This is a genomic window from Haloferula luteola (genome assembly GCF_014201715.1).
In the GTDB taxonomy this organism is placed as follows: Bacteria; Verrucomicrobiota; Verrucomicrobiia; order Verrucomicrobiales; family Akkermansiaceae; genus Haloferula; species Haloferula luteola.
Genome location: NZ_JACHFD010000006.1, coordinates 1 through 14,899, shown reverse-complemented (window position 1 = coordinate 14,899; position 14,899 = coordinate 1). Strand labels below are relative to the sequence as shown.

Annotated in this window: 9 protein-coding genes; 6 read left to right on the top strand and 3 right to left on the bottom strand. The window is 57.4% G+C overall.

Annotation, left to right across the window (positions count from 1 at the left end; all coding sequences use genetic code 11):
• The first annotated feature begins 50 nt into the window (after window positions 1-50).
• Together ahbA and HNR46_RS07195 are read left to right on the top strand one after the other, a co-directional pair.
• Window positions 51-1,094, top strand: a complete 1,044-nt coding sequence (gene ahbA, locus HNR46_RS07200) for a siroheme decarboxylase subunit alpha (protein ID WP_184017269.1) — start codon at window positions 51-53, stop codon at window positions 1,092-1,094.
• 101 nt (window positions 1,095-1,195) lie between these two features.
• A complete protein-coding gene (locus tag HNR46_RS07195; RefSeq protein WP_184017268.1) occupies window positions 1,196-2,392 on the top strand; it encodes a hypothetical protein in 1,197 nt (398 codons plus the stop codon).
• A gap of 13 nt (window positions 2,393-2,405) precedes the next feature.
• Here HNR46_RS07195 and HNR46_RS07190 read toward each other — a convergent pair whose 3' ends face one another.
• Window positions 2,406-3,992, bottom strand: coding sequence for a rhamnogalacturonidase (locus HNR46_RS07190; protein WP_184017267.1), 1,587 nt, complete (start codon window positions 3,990-3,992; stop codon window positions 2,406-2,408).
• A 195-nt stretch (window positions 3,993-4,187) separates the two neighbouring features.
• A complete protein-coding gene (locus tag HNR46_RS07185) occupies window positions 4,188-5,369 on the bottom strand; it encodes a DUF4861 family protein (RefSeq protein WP_184017265.1) in 1,182 nt (393 codons plus the stop codon).
• A gap of 346 nt (window positions 5,370-5,715) precedes the next feature.
• Between HNR46_RS07185 and HNR46_RS07180 the strand changes: the two genes are divergently transcribed.
• The 4 genes from HNR46_RS07180 (at window position 5,716) to HNR46_RS07165 (ending at window position 14,614) form a co-directional block, all read left to right on the top strand.
• Complete coding sequence (locus tag HNR46_RS07180; RefSeq protein WP_221285059.1) at window positions 5,716-11,403, top strand: lamin tail domain-containing protein; 5,688 nt, start codon at window positions 5,716-5,718, stop codon at window positions 11,401-11,403.
• Between the two features lie 115 nt (window positions 11,404-11,518).
• Window positions 11,519-12,820: a cytochrome ubiquinol oxidase subunit I gene (locus tag HNR46_RS07175; RefSeq protein WP_184017632.1), complete on the top strand. Its 1,302-nt coding sequence runs from the start codon at window positions 11,519-11,521 to the stop codon at window positions 12,818-12,820.
• The gene (locus HNR46_RS07170) at window positions 12,817-13,839 is read left to right on the top strand and encodes a cytochrome d ubiquinol oxidase subunit II (RefSeq protein WP_184017261.1); all 1,023 of its coding nucleotides are present in this window, start codon (window positions 12,817-12,819) and stop codon (window positions 13,837-13,839) included. The genes HNR46_RS07175 and HNR46_RS07170 overlap by 4 nt, the downstream gene beginning before the upstream one ends.
• 64 nt (window positions 13,840-13,903) lie before the next feature.
• Window positions 13,904-14,614, top strand: a complete 711-nt coding sequence (locus HNR46_RS07165) for a hypothetical protein (protein ID WP_184017259.1) — start codon at window positions 13,904-13,906, stop codon at window positions 14,612-14,614.
• On the opposite strand, the gene HNR46_RS07160 is transcribed toward HNR46_RS07165, so the two are convergent.
• The gene (locus HNR46_RS07160; RefSeq protein WP_184017630.1) at window positions 14,605-14,844 is read right to left on the bottom strand and encodes a rhomboid family intramembrane serine protease; all 240 of its coding nucleotides are present in this window, start codon (window positions 14,842-14,844) and stop codon (window positions 14,605-14,607) included. The genes HNR46_RS07165 and HNR46_RS07160 overlap by 10 nt on opposite strands.
• Window positions 14,845-14,899: the final 55 nt, after the last annotated feature.

Sequence of the window (14,899 nt, the reverse complement as noted above, 5' to 3'; positions counted from 1 at the left end):
CGGCAGTTTTTGCTGAGACGCAGATCGGAGGACGCGGCTTTTTGGGGGGGATGGCTGATTCTTCTCCACTTTCCGGTTCTGTGGCCCTGCTGGGGTTGATCCAGGAAGGCATTCCATTTGTAGAGCGACCTTTTCGGGAGTTGGGGGAGCGTTGCGGTCTTTCTGAGGATGAGGTGATGGCGACCCTTAGGCAATGGAAGGCAGATCGAGTGGTACGACAGGTGAGCGCGATTTTCGATACTCGAAGTCTTGGATATGCCTCGAGTTTGGTGGCGGCGAAGGTTCCGGAAGATCGCTTGGAGCGAGCGGTTGCGGAGATCAATGGACATCCAGGGGTCAGTCACAACTACCTGAGAAATCATGAATTCAATGTGTGGTATACGGTGGCGGTGCCCCCCACGAGCCGCTTGGGGTTGGAGGGGACGGTGGAATGCCTTCACCGAACCTCTGGGGCAGAGTCGACGCGGTTGTTGCCGACCCTGAACTTGTTCAAGATAGGGGTGCGATTTGACACCGAGGGGAGGGGGCAGGCGACCGACCGTGAGCATCCGAAATACAGCGAGGCCAACCGACAGGCCGTGGAGCCGCTGACGGACGACGAGATTTTGGCGGTGCGGCATTTGCAAGAGGATCTCGATTTGGTGCCTGAGCCCTTTGTGGAGATGGCGAAATTGCTGGGCTGTTCCTTTTCAAAGCTCTGTGACATGCAATCGGCGTTTCTGGCGTCAGGAAGAGAGCGGCGTTTTGCGGCCGTGCTGCATCACCGGCGCGCCGGTTTTGGGGCCAATGCGATGGGCGTCTGGGCTGGGCCGCAAGGGGATCCGGAAGCTTTGCGACGAATGGGTGAGGAGATGGCGAGCTTCCGCGCGGTGAGCCATTGCTATGAGCGACCCAGTTATCCTGATTGGCCCTTCAATCTTTTCACGATGGTCCATGGAAAATCCGCCGAAGATTGTGAAAAGGTTCTGGCGGCGATCGCCGAAGCCACGGGGATCGTCCATCGGCAATCCCTGTTCTCAACCAAGGAGTTCAAAAAAGTCAGAGTCCGTTATTTCACCGACGCTGAGATCAGGTGGGAGGCGGATCGGCTTTGAGGAGGTGAAATTCCTCCAATGAGGTAAGCAAAAAGGTCTAAGAAGAAAGGTTTCTTACGGGTTGGAGGGAGACACTCCGATAAGAAACCCCAAATTTCTTCATGAGCCTTCACGCAGAACTGACACAAGAAGCCCAACAGCGGCTCCACGCCCAACAACGCAACGCGACGATCACCTCCATGGTGGCGGCTTTCCTCCTGCTGGTGCTGGTGGGGCTGATCCTCGGTTTCATCTTCATCCGGCCTCTCATCCAACCTGTCGAGGTGTTGGTGAGTTATTCGACGCCGACCTCAAATGAAGATTCGGTCGAACAGAAGAAAATGACGAACCGGGTTCAACAAAAGCCCAGTTCGCCTTCGTCTGCATCGGCCGCCAAAGTGATTGCTGCGAACGTGGCGGCTCCCACATCGGTGCCGGTGCCCGAATTTGACGCCGAGATTTCGGAGGATTTCGGGGCGAGTTCCGGCTTCGGTGATGATTGGGGAAGCGGGGGGTTCACCGATGGTGGCGGTGCGGGTGGTGGAGGGGGCGGGATGTTTGGATCGCCCCATGGGCCGGGTCTCGCAGGTACCTTCTACGACCTGAAGCAGGACCCCCAAGGCAAGCCAACGGACATGCGACCTCAAGATTTTGAGAAGGACGGGAGTTTCCAGATCGAGGCGCCCGTCAATCACCTCTACGATGAGGAAATGAACCGTGCGGTGCGCCGCAACTTGGCCAGCGACGCCTTGGCAGGGTTTTTTGCCGCGCCGCGTCAGTTGCGTCTGACCCAGCTCTACATTCCTCGGATCGAAGCGGCAGAAGCACCCAAGGCTTTCGAGATTGGGGATAAGGTGCAGGGTCGCCGCTGGGGCATCATTTATCGGGGCTCGGTGGTTCCACCGGAGGATGGTAAATTCCGTTTTGTGGGATTCGCGGACGATGTGCTGGTGGTTCTGGCCAATGGTCGTGAAGCGCTTGATGGTAGCTTGAAATCCCCGTTGCGAGGTGCGGAGCGCCGGCATTCGTTCCAGCAGGAATTCACTCCTGGAGGATGGCAAACTTTTGAGGGTCGTTGGCTGACCGTGAAAAAGGGAGTCCCGATCGAGCTTGCGATTCTTACAGGAGAGCGACCCGGCGGGCACTACAGCGGCTATTTGCTGATTGAAAAGGACGGCGCGGAGTATGCGAAGGATGCTCTTGGAGCCCGCAAACTTCCTCTGTTCAAGATGTTGCCCAGCGAAATGCCTGATCGTGGGCCGATTCTTCCGAGCTTGGGTCAGGACACCTCTTGGTCCATTTGGCCGACCCAAGGTTGATGTTTCGCTGAAGCTATGGGCTTGTCTCCAGGCTTGGCTCACATTCCCACTGCCGCAATTCGACATCCCCGCGGGTGGAAAGTGCCGGTAAGTCCTCCGCTGGATAGCTGCGAACTCCGAAAAACCGCGCCCCCAGAACATCGTGCAAATGAAAGGGGGGGCGGAAGTCGGGTTGGTCCGGGGTCACGGAAACATCGTGAAAAGTGATTCCCCGGACGTGGCGCACCAAGAACCCATGGCAGTTCGTGATGCCAAACATCGAAGGTTCCGGATAGGCTGCGTCGACGTCGGGGAGCTCGCGAGCGGCTTGTTCGAGAGTGCCGCCGCCCCGAGTGCGGATGTGAATGTGGCTGAGGCTGATATCTTCGATGGGATCATGGGCGGTGCCGGCGATGATGGAAGCGTAGTCAGGATCTGCGCCTTCGACGTTCACGTGAGAGATCCGAATGCGTTTGAGGGTGCCCGGGCGGGTTCCTTCGGGGGCTCTCAAACGGGCCCCGAGCCGCAGGAAAAGGGGCGCATTGACGATCTCTCGCATGGTCACGTTGGTGATCGTGACGTCCTCTAGGAACCCTCCATCCACCGTTTCCAAAGCGATTCCGCGGCAACGTTCCATGGTGATGTTCGAGATCGCGATGTTGCGAAAGCCTCCGTTGGATTCGGTGCCGAACTTGATTCGGCCACACACACCTTCACGGTCCGGCGCTTCGGTTTGCGTGCGGCCAAAGGTTCCGTCGAGCATGGTTCCAAGATCGAAGCCACTGACTTGGCAGTTGGTAATCGTGACGTTCTCCGTGACCCGGTTTTCTCCCAAAGCGTAGGAGCTCTTGAGCACGATGGCGTCGTCGTTGGGCGTGTTGACGAGGCAATTCGAGATTCGCACCTGTCGACAACTATCGATATCGAAACCGTCCCGATTGGTGTCGACCTTGAGGTTATCCAAGGTCAGGTCGTCAATCCCGGTGGCGAGCAGGGCAAAATGTCCGGCTCTGAAGATCGTCAGGTCCCGGAGAGTGACATGGCGACAGTTTTTCAGGGCAATGGCTTTGGTTCCCAATCCGTCCATGTCTCCGTTGCCTTCCTCGCCGCCGGGATTCACCGCTATTTCAGCGCCGCTGTCGTCACCGAGCGATAGAGGAAAGTCTCCGTGTTCCGTGGGTCGACGTGGACCCGGGCTGCGCCGTGAGAGTCCCTTGCCGTCGATTTTTCCGGGACCGGTGATGGAGACGTTTTCGAGATCGATGCCCCATATCAGGCTATTCTGCCAGTGGCTGTGCCCAAAATCCTGATAGGCATCCCAAGGATTCGGCTCGGGTGCATCGTAACGTCCTTGGCCATCAGCCGGATCAGCGGCGAGTAAGGTGGCCCCAGGATCGAACTGCAAGTGAACGTCGCTGCGGAGCTGCAATGAGAAGCTCAGATAGGTACCAGCAGGAAATCGCACGGTTCCACCGCCGGCTTCTGCGGCAGCATCAATGGCCTGCTGAATGAAAGCCGTATCCAGGGTGATTCCGTTGCCTTGAGCTCCTTGGTCGCGAATATTGAAGTCGGTGGCGAAGAGAGAGGATAAAAGGCACAGGAAAATCGTGGGTCGTCTCATGGGTCAGGAGACAATTCAATCGGTGTCTCGGGTCGACGCCAACCAACCCAATTGGAGGATAGAAGGAACCATGTGCCCGATGGGGTATCGATCGGACGAGGTCACGTGCGGCGGGCGGCAACGTCATGATTGAAGGAAACCGGTCGGCAACCATGGCTTTCGTTATTTTTATTAAAATAAGTAAGTTACACGGGTTCAGGGTGCCGTGAGGGTCACTTCGATGGGGGATTGTTGGAACGCAGCGAAGTTTTTGAGGTAGGTCTGCCAGGCGGCGAAGTCCGTGATAATTCCGGCTCGGTCCCAAGCGAAGCCACTCCAGTAATTGAGGGTGCCATCGGACGGGAGTTTGGCGAGGACGAGACGATTGAGCTCGTCTTCGGCTTGTCCGGTGAGGGTTTCGGGATCGAGCCAGACGGCGAGGCCCTGCATGCCATTTTTGCCGGATACGGGTTCCCATTGTGAAAGCCATCCCTTGGCGGAATCGGTCGCCGCAGTGTCTCCAGGAGTCTTTCGCAACCCGATGCCTACCGTAAGTTCCACGGGTTGGTCAGGACGAGTGAGGGAGTGGAAGGTGCTTTGGAAATGGTTAAGCTGTGAGCCGGCATCAAGGGTGACTCGCTTCACTTCGCTGACAGCGGTTCCTCCAATTCTCCATGGTTCGTAATCAAGTTCGAAGATCAGTCGGATCGGCCCGTTCGCGAGAACGCGGGATGCGGTGAAGTTGCGCGAGGTCCAGAGCCGATCCGATGCCCAGATTCCCAGGGCGCCACAACCTCGACTGAGACCGGCAGAGTAGAAGTCGGCACCTTCACCGTGGTCCGCGTGGTAGTCATCGGCCAGGTACCAATCGTTGATGATCGGCTTCTCGGTGCGTTTCGACCAGATATCGATGGTGCTGCTGATAAGAGGTTCGCCGTCCCAAGTTTCGAGGGCCTGGCCATAGGTGCGATGGGCGATGCGGTCGTTCTCCCAGGCGAAGTCATCGAAACGTTCGCGATTGAAGCGCCCAAAGACTCTGAAGTCTTTCTTTTGAAAAGTCTGTTTGGGGCCGCTAGAGATGGTGAAACTGAGGGTTTCGCTGGGTGCAAAGTCTGCCTGAAAGACGACCCGATCGGGAGTGTGATAGGGATCGAAGTCGGAGTCGACGGCCTGGCAGAGAATCTCTTGTCCTGAGGTGTCACGAATGTGGATTTTCCGAAGATCCTCGGTGGCCAGAGGAGCGAGTTGAGCGGCAGTGAGCTCCAGAGTTTCGCGGCTGCGAGCGATGGCGAGGGGATTGGTCGCCTGAAGTTGAAGTTCCCCTCCCTTGGAAGCACCTGTGAGGAGGAGGCACGAAAGAAAGAGCGAGTTGGGATTCATCGTGGAGAGGGTGATCATGACGTCCTTGCCTGAGTATCTCCTGCAAGGTTCCGTGGGATTGTCTATCCCCCGTCCGTAGGAGAATGAGGTGAAGGAACCGTCACCAGAAAAGAAGTGACAAAACGGAGGGGTGGGTGGGGCGATGACAGAGATTTGCCGGGATGGTGGTTTTGAAAATGGAGCAAAAAAGTACGTTAAGTCACGGATTTGAAAGGAGAAATAGGGCTTTTGATGGGGTGAATGCGTTGGATTGCATTGTCCATACAGAGCGGTAGGTTGGTGGACCCAACTCATGACAAAATTCCCCTCACGGTCTGAATTTCCCTTACGGTCTGTTTTATGGTCGATGTGCATCGGATGGCTGATGCCATGGACATTGCAAGCCGAAGAGTTGGTGCATTTGGATGCGGCTGAACTCAGCACGGGGACATTATCAAGTTGGGTGAATTCCGGCTCGCTTGGGGCGAGTTTTGAGCAGAGCAGTTTCAGTCGTCGGCCGGTGGTGGAGGATATCGAGGGGATCCGCGGAGTGACCTTTGATGGATCTTCAGATCACATGGTGGGTCCGATAGCTCCCGCATCGCTCACGGGAAATGGTAGCCGGACAGTGGTGGCGTGGGTCTACAATCCCACGGTGGGATCGGAGGAGACGATCGTGGCATGGGGACGCCGCAATGGCCCGGATCGATCGCTCGCAGCTTTTTTCCACGGCAATCATGATACGTGGGGATGCTTCGGAGGGTGGGGAGTGGCGGATGTGGGGTGGTCGAACCAGGAGAAGTCCGGAGTTTGGACCTGCTGTACGTTTGTATATGATGCGGAGACGGGGGGCTTTCGTGCATACACTGATGGTCGGCTTTCGACTTCGAAATCGATCGGACCATTGATGACCTGGTCGGCGAGCAGTTTGGGAAGTGATTTGCCCATTCGGTTGGCAGCTCAGTCGAACACCGATGGATCCGTGACGTCGATCAATGGCGCTTTGTCGGTCGCTCGCCTGCGCATTTGCGACACGGCTTTCAGTGATGGGGAGGTGATCCAGGAGTTCGCAGCGGAGGCTCCGGATTTCGGGCTAAGTGCGGTGGGGATTGTGAGTTTCGCATCGAATGAATCGCTGGTGTATTCCGGGGATCCTGTGGTTCTGAGCTGGCAGGTGGTGGGAGCGACTTCGGTATCGATCTCTCCCGGCGTCGAGGTTTCAGAAGGAAGCCCGGTAACGGTCTTCCCGGCCGAAACGACGACCTATACTTTGACGGCCAGCGACGGGATGAACGAGGTCCAAGCGTCGGTGGCTGTTCAAGTTTTGCTGGGCACCCCCGTGGCGGAAGGCGGGAGAGTGGTGCTGGAGCAGGATGAACCGGGTGAGGTGGTGTTGGCAGCGACGGATCCGAATGATCCGGTATCGGCACTGACCTGGGAAGTGATCGATGGGCCGAGTCACGGGTCTCTATCAGGGACCGCACCGAATCTGATATTCACTCCTGAGCCGGGCTATTTTGGAGAGGATGCATTTTCTTTCCGAGTGAGCGACGGGCGGAACGATTCGAACGTGGCGACGATGCAGCTGTGGATCGATCCTCCACCCACAGCCCCGTCAAAGGTGGAGGTGTCGACGGGGACCCTCAGTTCGAATCTTTCCGAGGGGGGATTTGTGGGAAATTTGACGACGGAGGATCCGAACGAGGGTGACTTGCACTCCTTCATGTTGGTTCCTGGTGAGGGAGATACTCACAACGCCTGGTTCACCGTGGTGGGGCATCAGCTGATGGCGACGGTTTCGTTTGAGGGGTTGGAAGGTCAAACGATCTCGATCCGGGTGCGAGTGACGGATGCGGATGGGCTGAGTGTTGAACAGGTATGGGTTTTCGAGGTGGTTGCTACGGAGTCCACGGTGGTGATCAACGAGGTCTACTACGATCCTCCTGACAATGGTCGCAGTGAGTTTGTGGAGCTTTTCAATCCCACTTCGGAAGCGATCGACCTCACCGGGTGGCGATTCGATGCGGGGATCGATTACACGTTTCCTGCGTTTTCGTGGATTGAGCCCGGTGGGTATTTGGTCGTGGCGATGGATCCCTCTGTGTTTCTGAGTCGGTTCGGATTCACTCCGCTGGGGCCCTTTTCGGGCAAACTTTCCGGGGACGGAGAAGCATTGGTCTTGGTGGATGGGGCAGGAGAGGAAAAGGACCGGGTCGAATACGGAGCGACCTTTCCGTGGCCGATTTCGCCGGGAGGTGCGGGGGCATCGATGGAGTTGATTCACCCTTCGCTGGACAATGATTTGGCGGGTTCCTGGAGGGGTTCGGGCTCCACGGGAAATTGGGAGCAGCTCACCTATGTGGATGCGGGGGCGAGCGGTTGGAAGTGGCGCCCAGGGATGAGCGAGGCATCGGATCCGACGGATGCCTGGCGGCAGACGGGTTTTGTCGAGGATGGGGGCTGGACTTCTTATGTTTCACCCATCGGATACGGGGTGATTTCGAGCGCGGCGGGCACCCTGAATCTGAACACGGTCATTTCCGGGATGCAGAACAACTACCGTAGTATTTTCCTGCGCAAGACTTTCGAGATTGCGGAGGGCGAGGTGCCCACGGATTTGCTTCTGCGCTTCTCAAAAGACGATGGGGTGCTGATTTGGATCAACGGAGTTCTCGCAGGGGAGCGCAATATGAACACGACGGATCCGACCATTGCGACCTTAGCTGCCAGCGATTCGGATACGGAGGGTGTCTGGAATGAGATTTCGATCAACCATGCTGCGACATTCTTGGTCGAGGGGACGAACACGATTGCCGTTCAGGTTTTCAATGGGTCTTTGGGATCGTCGGATCTGGGGTTTGACCTCGAATTGATCCGTCCGGCTTCGAGCGCCACGATCCAACCGACCCCGGGAGAGCAGAATTCCGTTTTTGCTACGGTGGCCCCACCTCAGTTGCGCCAAGTCAGTCACGCACCCGAGCAGCCGAAATCGGGAGAGCCGATTCTGATCACCGCGAAGGCGAGCGATCCTGAAGGAATTGGGGAGGTCCGATTGTTGTATCAGATCGTGGCACCTGGGGCCTTCATCCCGGCGCGATTTCCGCGTTCCGTTTCTGAAGTGCTGGCGAATCCCGATGGGGAAAGACCGGTAAATCCCGAGTTCGAGGATCCTGCCAATTGGGCCGAGGTGGTGATGGTGGACGATGGATCGGGTGGCGACAGTGTGGCAGGCGACGGACTGTTCACGGGGGTGATTCCAGGTCAGGAGCACCGGACGTTGGTGCGGTATCGGATCGAGGCAGAGGATTTGGCCGGAACGGAGGTGCGAGTTCCGTACGAGGATGATGACGCCCTGAATTTCGCCTGCTTCGTCTACGATGGGGTTCCGAACTACGTGGCTACGACGGCTTCGGTGAGTGGTTCGGCAGGCAAGGTGTGGCCGAAGGAGATGCTGACGCAACTGCCGGTTTATCACTGGTTGATCCGACATGCGGATATGCTCAGCCTGCAGGCGTACAATGCGTGGGAACAGTTTCCAAACACGGGGGATGAATCGGTGTTGTCGGCCCGCCGATCGGAAGAGTGGGAGGGAGCGTTGGTGTATGATGGCAAAGTTTACGATCACGTGGTGACGCGACTTCGCGGTGGAAACAGCCGCTATGGCGATTACGACGGACGTTTTCCGCAAGGGAAGCGGCACTACAAGTTCCGCTTTCATCGCGGGCATGAGTTCCAAGCGACCAATCAAAAAGGCGAAAAGTATCCGGCGACGTGGAAGCGGATGGCTCTCAATCGCATGTATGGCACGCAGGGAGGGAATAACTGGGGAATGCCTGAGGAGGTGGGTTCGACCTTGTGGCGGACCTTTGGAGTGCCTGCCGCTTACACGCATTGGATCCATTTTCGGGTGATCGACGATGCTGACGAAGCCCCCACCCAGTATGGTGGAGATTTTTGGGGCCTTAGTCAGGCGGTGGAGGAGTACGAGAGCGGCTTCCTCGAAACCCATGAGATGGAGAAAGGAAATCTCTACAAGATGTCCGACTGGATTTGGGATGCGGATCGGCAGCGCCGTTATCAGTCCTCCGCGATGGTTTCGGATGGGTCGGAGTTCAATCATATCCGCGACAATCTCCACGGCGCCCAGACGGCTGAGTGGTTGCAACGGTATGTGAACTATGAGAAGTGGTATCGATATTCGGCCGTCGCTGAAGGGATCCGGCACTACGATCTGTTTCCCTATATTCACGAGGACGTTCGCCATGCGTTGAAGAATCTGGCATGGTATTTTGAACCCGTGGGTCCGGACCCTACGCGGGGTCTTTGTTGGTTCCTTCCTTACGATTGGGACGCCAGTTTTGGGCCGAATTTCAACCAGGGATGGGAGCATGCGAACAATGCCTTGTATGGGTGGGATATGAGCACGGACTCGGCACCTGCTGGCGCGAGCTATGTCGACAAGCCTGAGATGAAGATCGCCCACCGGAATGTGTTGCGCGAGTTTCGGGATTTGATTTGGCAAACGGATCAGATCGAGGGGTTGATGGACGATCGTGCCGCGGTGATTTCCGAGTTTTACAAGGCCGACATGGACCGATGGCGCAATGCTCCGAGCGGTGAGGGTTCCGGCAATGATGATCCCTTGCTAGCGCTTCAGGGCTTTAGCTTTAGCAAGCTCCAGGATATGAAGAATTTTTGTTTTGTCGGGTGGTCGGGAAGTTCGGGTCCGACGGTGGGGGCAGGTGGACGGGCGGCGTATTTGGACAGTCTCGCCGATGGCCCGGATTCCGGGCTGCTTCCCGTGCGTCCGACGCTCACCTACCTCGGGGATGAGGAGCATTCGGTCAATGGGCTGGCCTTTCAAACCAGCGCCTTTGCCGATCCTCAGGGCGCAGGAACTTTTGCGGCGATGGAATGGCGGATCGGAGAAATCGAGGATCCAAGTGCTCCGGGCTGGCAGGAGGGCGATGATTTCCACATGGAGTACACTCCGGTGTGGTTGTCGGGGGAGCTGGAGACCTATGTTTCGACCATCACGATCCCAGTGGGAGCGGTCAAGGCAGGTCATCGCTACCGGGCCCGCGTGCGGATGAAAGACGACACAGGACGGTGGAGCCATTGGTCGGAGCCGTACGCCTTCACCACAACGGAGCCGGACGACTTGGCCGATCTTCAGCAGAACCTGATGATCACGGAAGTGATGTATCATCCCGTGGGCCCGCCACCTGCGAGTGGCGACGACCAGGACTTCGAGTATCTGGAGCTTCAGAACATCAGCACGACGCTCACTCTCGATCTGACTCCGGTTCGTTTCACGAAGGGGGTGGATTTCGATTTTGCCGGTTCAGAGATCACCGAACTGGCTCCGGGTGAGGTGGTGCTGGTGGTGAAGAGTCGTGCGGCATTTGAGGAGCGCTATGGAGAGGGGTTGCCGATTGCAGGGGAATGGGGTGTGGATCAAAATCTTTCGAATGGCGGTGAGCAGGTGAAGCTTTCGTATGGTGCCGGCATTGCGATTCACGATTTCGTTTATGACGATGTGGCCCCTTGGCCCACGGAACCTGACGGGGAGGGGGCTGCGATGGTATTGGTGGACCCTGCATCGGCGCCCGACCATGCGTTGCCGGAGAGTTGGACGGCTGGGATTCCTTCACCCGGAGTCTCAGGGGGGGCTTCGAGCGCTTTTCAGGAATGGATGACCGCCCAAAATGCGACGGATCCCGACGCGGAAGCCTTGCCGGGGATCAACTGGTTGCTGATGTATGCGCTGGGGGCGGATTTGATTTCTCCTCCGTGGTCCGCGATGCCGGTGGCTGGGCGAGCGAGTGATGAGGGTGGGGAGTATCTCTATCTTCAATTCCGGCGTCGGGCGGATGCGACCGAAATCGACTACCAGGTGGAGACGTCGCTGGACTTGATCGAATGGACCGGGGGAGCCGGAGTGGTGGAGTCCGTGGGCAGCCCTGTGGATCAAGGAGATGGGACGGTGTTGGAGACGGTTCGAGTAGGGGCTCCAGAGACAGCAAACTCACAGCGTTTCCTCCGATTGAGGGTCGTTCTGATGGATTTGTGATTCTGGGGCTCTGCCATGGGCCGAATGTCGGCCAAAGAGAAATGAAATGAATGGCCTTCATGGCGAGGGACCGCTTTGCCGTTGATCCGGGATGGCGGTCGCCTACGGTCAGGCCATGGACGATCTGACCGCGGCGCGGGCGACGATGGCCTTCTCTTTGGGCTTTCATATCATCTTCGCGGCGATTGGGATGACGATGCCATTTTTGATGTCTGCGGCGCACTACTTGCACCTGAAGCGTGGCGACAAGGTGTCATTGGAACTGACCAAGATGTGGATGCGTGGGGTGGCGATTTTGTTCGCGGTAGGGGCGGTTTCGGGGACGGTTCTATCTTTCGAGCTGGGGCTCTTATGGCCGGGTTTCATGGAGCATGCAGGGCCGATTGTCGGAATGCCGTTTTCGTGGGAAGGGACGGCCTTTTTCATTGAGGCCGTGGCGATTGGGCTTTTCCTTTATGGATGGAAACGGATGTCACCGTGGGTGCATTGGGCGACGGGCTTGGTGGTCGGAATCTCCGGGTTTTTGTCTGGAATTTTTGTGGTGGCGGCGAACTCATGGATGAACGCCCCGGCAGGATTTGAGTGGGTCAACGGTGAGGCGACGGGGATCGATCCTGTGGCGGCAATGTTCAACCGCGCCTGGCTGCACCAGAGTGCGCACATGCAGGTGGCGGCGGTGCAGGCGGTGGGGTTTGCGGTGGGCGGGGTGCACGCTTTTCTCTATCTTAAGGGTCGGGCACCGGAGCTGAATTTGAAGGCGATGAAGATCGCGATGGTTTTCGGTGCGGCTGCGGCGCTGGTGCAGCCGTTGGTGGGACATTTTGCCGGGGAGCGAGTGGCGGAGCTTCAACCGGCGAAACTGGCTGCTTTGGAGGGGCATTTCAAGACATCCACCTACGCACCCTTGACCCTCGGGGGCATTCCGGACGAGGACACTGAAACGATGCACTGGGGGATTGAAATCCCGGGAATGCTGAGTGTGTTGGCCCACCGGGATCCGGCAGCGGAAGTGATTGGACTGGACCAGTACCCCAAGGAGGATTGGCCCCCTGTGCTGGTGGTCCACGTCGCCTTCCAGGTGATGGTGGGATTGGGGATGCTGATGGCTGTCTTGGGGTTACTCCACTTCTGGTTTTTGAAGAAAGGGAAGTTTCCTCGGTGGTTTTTGGGGGCGCTAGCGGCATCGACGCCATTGGGAATGATTGCGATCGAGGCGGGCTGGGTCGTGACCGAGGTAGGGAGGCAACCTTGGATCATTTATGAAGTCCTGCGGACCCAGGATGCGGTGACGCCAGTGCCCGGGATGGTGTATCACTTCCTGTTGTTCCTGATCCTCTATCTGGGATTGGGAGGGATGACGGTGTGGCTCTTTGCGAGGCAGATTCGGGTCACTCAAAGAAAGGTGGAGGCATCATGATCGATATTCTGGTTTTCTTCCTGGCCGCTTCGTTGCTGCTCTACATTTTGATGGGTGGGTCAGATTTTGGCGCCGGTATTCTTGAATTGTTGCCTGCTGGGGAACTGAGGGAGCGGCAAAAGAAAGTGATCAATCACGCCATGGGACCGGTGTGGGAGGCGAATCACATTTGGCTGATTCTGGTGGTGGTGATTTTGTTCATGGGGTTTCCGAAGATTTTCACGACCTTGATGGTGTCGCTGCATCTGCCGATGTTGGCGTTGTTGTTGGGAGTCGTGGTGCGCGGGACCATGTTTACGTTTCGGCACTACGATTCGATTCAAGGCCCACGGAGTCAGGGGGCGTACACCTGGCTGTTTGGAGCTTCGAGCTTATGGAGTGCGTTATGGCTGGGGATCATTGCCGCGAGCTTGAATCGGGGTTTGATCGACAACGAGGCAGGGGATTTTTGGTCGGCCTACGTGGCTCCATGGTGGGGTGCATTTCCGCTGAGTGTGGGAGGATTTGTGGCGGGGATTTTTGGTTTTTTGGCCTGCATTTATCTGCTTGGTGAAACGGAGGATGAGGCTTTACGCCGGCGCTTTCGGCGTTGGGGCGCGGTGTTCAATGCTTGGGTCGTGGTGTCGGGGGGTGGGGTATTTGTCTTGTCGTTGGCAGAACCGGTTTCTCTCGCACGGCAGTTTCTTGGACATCCGCTGGCGATGACGACTTTGCTGCTGGCAACGTTGCTTTGCGGGGTGCTGTGGCGTTTTCTGGTGAAGACTCGGGTCGTATGGTCCCGGGTGATTGCGGCGGGTCAGGTGGTATTGATTTTGTTGGGGTGGTGGCTGTTGTACGCTCCGAATGGAGCGATCACCGTACAGGGCCCCCTGAGTTTTTATGAGCAGGCAGCACCGGAGGCGACGTTGCGTCAGTTGGTGATCGCGCTGTTGGTCGGGAGCGCCTTCATCTTTCCGAGTTTGGTTTTTCTATTGCGGGTATTTAAGGCGCGGCGCCCTGGCGAGGAGGAAGAGCACTGAAAGCGGGTCAAGCGGAGCGCAATTGCGGCTTGGCAAGCGGGCTAGCTGAGTGGCTGTTTGCGGCATGGCGATTGATGCCCAACCGCAAGTTCTTCGGGAGGCCCCTTGGAAGGCAGGGTTGCGCGCGGCGAAAGCAAATCTTGTCCCCGGCCTCGTCGTACAGATCGCGATGGTGGGGCTCCTCGTAGGCTACGGCTTTTCGGTGAGCTTTCGAGGGTTGCTTGAAAGTCTTGCGGAGGTGAAAGCTCGTTGGGGGTGGCCGTACAGTGCCCTTAGCGGCTTGGTCGCGGGTGGAATTTTGCCTGAGCTCTTGCGCGTGGTGGTCTTTCAGAAGGGAAAGCTGAAATCCGCGAATGCGAGAGAATTGGTATTTGCGGCACCGTTTTGGGCAGGAATGGGAACCGTGGTGGATTTTTTCTATCGGGCTCAGGCGATGTGGTTCGGCGATGAGGCGAGAATCGAGGTGGTGGTGCCCCAAGTATTGGTCGATCAATTTGTGTACAATCCGATTTTTGCCGCACCGGTCACCGTTTGGCTGTATGCATGGAAGAACCATGGATACCGCTGGCAGCGGCGGTTCTTCACGGCTGCTTTTTATCGCGATAAGGTGGTGCCCAGTTTGGTCGCTTGTTGGGGGGTGTGGATCCCGATTGTCACCGTGCTCTACACGTTGCCAGAGCCGGTGCAGTTGCCGGCATTTTCGCTGGCTTTGTGCCTATGGGTCATGCTGTACGGCTGGATGGCTGGGGAGGACACCGCTGAAGGTCAGCGATAGCGTGGCTCCGTGAGCCGACGAAAAGGAGTATCGGGTTCTTCCTTCATGAGGAGTCGGGCAAAGATGCCGGTGATGACGCCAGCGACGAAGCCCCCAATGTGAGCAGCGTACGCCACTCCTCCTCCCGTGTCGGCACTGCTGATTTGACCGCTACCGTCGACCAACTGGAGGAGAATCCAAAAGCCAAGAATGTAGTGCTCCCTTGGAAGTTGGACAGCCTTGGTTTTTATTCAGGCTGCGGTGTTGCATTGTGCTTGGTGGTATTGGGTTGGTGACTTGTATTTG